Genomic DNA, 5,699 nt, shown 5'->3' with positions numbered 1-5,699 from the left:
CGCATCAGCCCCAGGCGGCCCGGCCACGTACGGCCGGGCCGCCCTTCCACGTGAGGACCGCCACCTTGACCAGCGTTGGACCAGCAGAAACACCCGAAGCCGACCCGGCACCCGCACCGCCGCCGCCCCTGCGCCGCAACCGCGCCTTCCGCAAACTGTGGGCCGGGGCGGGTGTCTCCATGCTGGGCGTGCGGTCCGCCACGGCCGCGTACCCGCTGCTGATGCTGTGGAGCACCGGGCTGCCCGCGCACGCGGGGCTCGTCGCCTTCGCCGCTCTGCTGCCGCAGCTCCTCCTCGTACTGCCCGCCGGTGCGCTCATCGACCGGTGGAACCGGCGCCGGACCATGATGGTCTGCGACCTGACCGGGCTGCTGGGCATGGCCTCGCTCGTCGTGGCGCTGGTGCTGGGCAAGCTGTGGGTCGGCCACGTGATGCTCGTCGCCTTCCTGGAGGGCGGCGCGGTCATCTTCTACCGGCTGGCCGAGCGGGCGGCCGTACGGCACGTCGTCCACCCCACCCACCTCTCCCAGGCGCTCTCGCAGAACGAGGCGCGCGGGCACACCGCCGGGCTGCTCGGCCACCCCATGGGCGCGGGACTGTTCTCGCTCGCGCGATGGGCGCCGTTCCTGGCCGCCACGGTCACCCATGTCACGGGCCTGTGCACCATGCTGACGCTGCGTCAGAGCTTCGAGGGCGCGCGGAAGGGCACGCCCAGGGCGCTGCGCAAGGAGATAGGCGCCGGGCTGCGCTGGATGTGGCGGCAACGGTTCCTGCGCGCGGCCCTGTTGGTCATCAGCGGGAGCAACATCGCCTTCCAGGTGATGGCCCTCGCGATGGTGGTGATCGTGAAGGAGGGCGGCCACCCGGCGTACATGGTGGGCGCCGTGGGCCTGTTGGGCGGCGTGGGCGGCATCATCGGGGCGCTCACGGCGTCCTGGTTCATGCGGCGGCTGCGGATCCAGCACATCCTGTTCCTGGCGCTGGGCCTGTGGACGGCGCTGATGGGCTCCCTCGCGGTGCTCGGCCACCCCGTCGCGCTCGGGCTGGTGAGCGGCGGCGCGAGCTGGGCCGGCGCACTGCTCAACGTCGCGGCGGGCGTCTACCAAGTCACCGTGACGCCCGATGAGTTGCAGGGCCGCGTGAGCAGCGTCATGGGCCTGGTCAGCTCGGGTCTCAACTCCCTCGGCGCGCTGGTCGGCGGCGTGGTGCTGGGCTTCTTCGGCGGGGTCGGGACCATGACGGGCGTCGCGGCCGGCATGGCGGTGCTGACGCTGCTCGCGCTCGCTTCGCCCACCATCCGCAGGGCGGACGGGATTTCGGAGGCGGGCAGCGGGTCTGAGGCGGGCGGCGAGTCCGGTGCGGGCTGCGGCTCCGAGGACGGTGAAACCGGAGGCGGTGTCTCCGATGTCCGGCCTGTCAAAAATCTTTGACACGTCCCTCTTTGTGTGTCAGAGTTTCCTGACACGTGAAAGGGGGAGCTGTGTCAGGCGACCCGACTCCCTCCGGTGACGAGTTCCTGCAAGTCATGTCGGCACTGGGGAATCCGCACCGGATGCGGATCATCGCGGCGCTGGCTCACGGGCGTAACTACGTCAGTCAGCTGGCCCGGGAAATCGGCATGAGCCGCACGCTGCTGCACATGCATCTCAAGCGCCTGGAGGCATCGGGCCTGATCGTCGGCACGTTGGAAGTGTCGGAGGGGGGAAAGGCCATGCGGTACTTCGAAGTCGAGCCGTTCGCATACGTGTTGACGCCGGAGCGCGTGGCCGAGGCGGCGCTGACGCTCACCGACGAGGGCGCGCAGCCGGCACAGGTCGACGACGGCGAGAAGCCGGCGCTGACCGAGGGAGTACAAGAGCAGATCGTGAAGGATCGGGACGGAGCCCTCCCCGAGGGCGTCCGAAGGGGGAAGGGGTCGTGACGCTCGCCATGGATGACACCGCGCTCGTCGGGATGATCGGCGCCGGGGGACTGTTCGTGCTGCTGACGGTGCTCGTCTGGCAGATCGCCGCGACCTGGCGTGCCCGCATGATCGCCGCTCGTGAAGAGCAGTACAAGGAACTGGCGCAGAAGTACGCGCAGTTGCTCGAGGACAACGTCGAGATCCAGCGGCGCATGAACGAGGAGCTGAGCGCGGCGCAGAAGTCGGTGTCCTCGATGGAGCGCATGATGCGCGAGATCGAGTGATCGGGCGCCACGGGCGCCACCCCGCGAGCGGCCGGGCCGAGCAGGCCCCGGGCCCCGCGTGACGATCCACCACTGAACGACCGCGGTACGCGCATCATGCGCGCCGCGATCCCGCACCACCGCACTACGCGCACAACCCGCACCACCGCACCATCAGCACTGCGCGCACCACCGCGCCCCGGGCGGCAACCCGCGGCGCGGCGCGCGAGAAGCACGTGCCCCTCGGGGCTGAACCACCGCCCGTACCCGGCGAGGTCTCGCACACCTCGTGAGCCGGGGAAGACGGGCGTTCTCATCCGGAGTGAGCCACGTGGCGCCGAGCGGTGAACCGGCCCGGAGGCTCCCCGAAACGCACTTCCAAGGCAGGGGAACCCTATGTCGAACACGCCACCGTCGGGAACTGCCCGAACGGGCACGTCTCCGTCCGGAGCGCCGCCCGAGGAGGGCAGGAGCGAACGGCACCCGCTCACCGAGCGGGTGGCCGGCTGGTCGGCCCGGCACGCGAAGAAGACCATTCTCGGCTGGTTCCTGCTGGTCGTCGTGTGCGTGGTGGCCGGCGGCGCGGCCGGGAGCGGCGCCAAGACCTCCGACGCGGGCGAGTCGGGGCGCGGCCAGCGCATCATGCGGGAGCAGGACAAGAAGGACGTCAACTTCCGCGAGAACATCCTCATCGAGGACAAGCACCGCGCCCAGCCCTTACAGGGCAACGCGAAGCTCGAAGCCGTGGCGAAGGACGTGGCCGCCCAACTGCGCGCCGACAGCGGCGTGGTGAAGGACGTGGCCGCCCCCGGCGACAGCCCCGAGGCGGCGAAGCAGCTCATCTCCAAGGACGGCAAGAGCGGGCTGGTCACCGCCGTCATACCGGGCCCCGCGGGCCCCGACGCCGACAAGCGGCTCTTCGCCCTCGAGGACAAGGTCGAGGAGCTGCAGAAGCAACACCCCGACGCCCGTGTGGCGATGGCAGGTGAGCTCTCCCTCGACGTCGCCATCAGCGACGCGGCCGACAAGGACCTGGGCCAGGCGGAGATGCTCTCGCTGCCGGTGACCCTGGTCATCCTGCTCGTCGTCTTCGGCGCCCTGGTCGCCGCCTCCGTACCGGTCCTGCTCGCGGTGAGCGCGGTGGCCGCGGCCCTCGGCGTGGTCTCCGTGATCGGCACCGTCATCCCCGCCAACAGCACCGTCTCCTCGGTGGTGCTGCTCATCGGCATGGCCGTCGGCGTGGACTACTCGCTCTTCTACCTGCGGCGCGAGCGCGAGGAGCGGGCCGCAGGCAAGCTCCCCAAGGAGGCACTGCGCATCAGCGCCCGCACCTCGGGCCACGCGGTGATCGTCTCCGGCCTGACCGTGATGCTGTCCATGTGCGGGCTGCTCATCGTCGGCGTGGACGTCTTCAACGGCATGGCCATGGGCACCATCGTGGTCGTCGGCCTGGCCGTGCTCGGCTCGGTGACCGTACTGCCCGCGATGCTCGCCCTGCTGGGCCGCAGGGTCGACGCGCTGCGCCTGCCCTTCCTCGGCCGGCGCCGCACCCAGGCCACCGAGTCCCGGAGCTGGGCCGCGACGGCACGCGCCGTGGTGCGCAGGCCGCTGCTGCTGGGCGGCGTCGCCCTGCTGGCGCTCGGCGCCCTGTCGGTGCCCGCGCTGCACCTCAAGCTCAGCGAGCCGGGGTCGCTCAACTCCCTGCCGCGCAGCATCGACACGGTGGACGCCGGCATCCGGCTCCAGCAGGCGTTCCCCGGCGGCGCCTCCCCGGCGCAGGTCGTCGTGTGGGGCGAGGGCGCCACGACCGGCGAGGCCGACAAGGTCGTCGAGGTGCTGCGTCAGAAGGCGGCCGAGAGCGACCTGCTGGGCGAGCCCATCACCGCGCAGAAGGTCGACAAGGTGCTGAGCATCAGCGTTCCGCTGGCCGGCAAGGGCACCGACGCGAAGTCCACGCAGGCGCTCCACTCCCTGCGCCGCGACGTGCTCCCGCAGGCCTTCGAGGGCACCGAGGGGCTGCACTACGCCACGACCGGCGAGGTCGCGGGCAAGCAGGACCTCGCTGACGTGCTGGAGCAGCGGCAGCTCTGGGTGATCGGCTTCGTGCTGCTGCTGGCGCTGGTGACCCTGATCCTCGCCTTCCGCGCGCCGCTGGTCGCCGTGGTCTCGGTGATCCTCAACCTGCTGTCCATCGGCGCCGCCTACGGCGTGGTGGTGCTCGGCTTCCAGGACGGCCACCTCGCGGGGCTGCTCAACTTCCAGTCCAGCGGGGGCGTGGTCAACTGGCTGCCGCTGTTCATGTTCGCCATCCTCTTCGGCCTGAGCATGGACTACCACGTCTTCATCCTCAGCCGGATCCGCGAGCGCTGGCGCAACGGCGAGGACGCCAGGACGGCGGTGGTACGCGGCGTCGCGGGCAGCGCCGGCGTCATCACCAGCGCCGCAGCCGTGATGATCGCTGTGTTCGCGCTGTTCGCCACGCTCAGCGCGGTCGAGTTCAAGATGCTCGGCGTCGGCATGGCCGCGGCCATCCTGATCGACGCCACCCTCGTACGCGGCGTGCTCCTCCCGGCGGCGCTGACGCTGCTGGGCGAGCGGGCCTGGGGCAAGCGCCCCGCGGCCGCCGCGCCCTCCCCGGACGCCTCGTCCGGGGCGCCGTCCCCCTCCGGCGCCGAGTCCGGCGATTCCCTCACTCTCACCAGGAAGCACTGACCATGAATGCGGACCACCGGAAGACCGTTCCCCCCACCCGGAAGCCGGCCACGGGGAAGCTGGCGCGGTGCGCGGTCGCTGCCGCTGCCGCCGCCCTCGTCCTGAGCGCCTGCGAGGCGCCGGCCAGCGACGACAAGAAGACCAGCGAGCGCAGCTACGACATCAAGGAGAAGGCCACCGCGCTGCACATGAGGACCGCGGGCGGCGACATCAGGGTCACCGCCTCGGGCGACGACACCGTCCGGGTCAAGGAGAAGATCCGCTACTCCGACGACAAGCCGCAGTCCTCGCACTCCACCAGCGGCGGCGTCGTCAGCATCAGCGACAAGGGCTGCGGCAAGGGCAACTGCGCGATCGACTACGAGATCGCCGTACCCGCCTCGCTGAAGCTCCAACTGGACACGGACGGCGGGGACGTCGAGGTGCGCGGCGCCTCGGGCGACGTCGCCGTGGCCACCGAGGGCGGCTCGGTGAAGCTCAAGGACCTGCGCAGCAAGCAGACCGAGGCCACCACGAAGGGCGGCGACGTCGAGCTGGCGTTCCGCGACGCACCCGACAGCGTGCGCGCCACCACCGAGGGAGGCGACGCGGACATCACAGTGCCCAAGGGCGCCTACGCGGTCGACGGCGGCACCGAGGGCGGCGAGGAGAAGGTGGAGGTCGAGAAGGACGCCAAGTCCTCCCACTCCATCGAGGCCCGCACCGAGGGCGGCGACGTGACGGTGAGCGCCGCCTGACGCCGAGCCGCTGAGCACCGCACACAAGGCCCGCCGCGCAACCGCGCGGCGGGCCTTGCGCGTTCGAGCTTCGTTCCGGCTTCG

At 71.2% G+C, this 5,699-nt stretch carries 5 protein-coding genes; all 5 read left to right on the top strand.

Annotation, left to right across the window (positions count from 1 at the left end; genetic code table 11):
* Nucleotides 1–65 precede the first annotated feature (65 nt).
* The 5 genes from ABEE00_RS21600 (at nucleotide 66) to ABEE00_RS21580 (ending at nucleotide 5,615) form a co-directional block, all read left to right on the top strand.
* Nucleotides 66–1,430 (top strand): MFS transporter, encoded by a 1,365-nt coding sequence (locus tag ABEE00_RS21600; protein WP_345747251.1) that lies wholly within the window; start codon nucleotides 66–68, stop codon nucleotides 1,428–1,430.
* A 50-nt stretch (nucleotides 1,431–1,480) separates the two neighbouring features.
* Nucleotides 1,481–1,921, top strand: a complete 441-nt coding sequence (locus ABEE00_RS21595; protein ID WP_451918635.1) for an ArsR/SmtB family transcription factor — start codon at nucleotides 1,481–1,483, stop codon at nucleotides 1,919–1,921.
* 8 nt (nucleotides 1,922–1,929) lie between these two features.
* Complete coding sequence (locus ABEE00_RS21590; protein ID WP_345747250.1) at nucleotides 1,930–2,187, top strand: hypothetical protein; 258 nt, start codon at nucleotides 1,930–1,932, stop codon at nucleotides 2,185–2,187.
* A 375-nt stretch (nucleotides 2,188–2,562) separates the two neighbouring features.
* The gene (locus ABEE00_RS21585) at nucleotides 2,563–4,878 is read left to right on the top strand and encodes an MMPL family transporter (RefSeq protein ID WP_345747249.1); all 2,316 of its coding nucleotides are present in this window, start codon (nucleotides 2,563–2,565) and stop codon (nucleotides 4,876–4,878) included.
* A 2-nt stretch (nucleotides 4,879–4,880) separates the two neighbouring features.
* Entirely contained in the window at nucleotides 4,881–5,615 is a 735-nt protein-coding gene (locus tag ABEE00_RS21580; RefSeq protein WP_345747248.1) for a DUF4097 family beta strand repeat-containing protein, read from the top strand.
* Nucleotides 5,616–5,699 lie beyond the last annotated feature (84 nt).

This window comes from Streptomyces odontomachicola (assembly GCF_039605595.1).
GTDB lineage: Bacteria > Actinomycetota > Actinomycetes > Streptomycetales > Streptomycetaceae > Streptomyces.
Note: the sequence above shows the minus strand (reverse complement) of the source record. Positions and strands in the feature narration are given on the sequence as shown.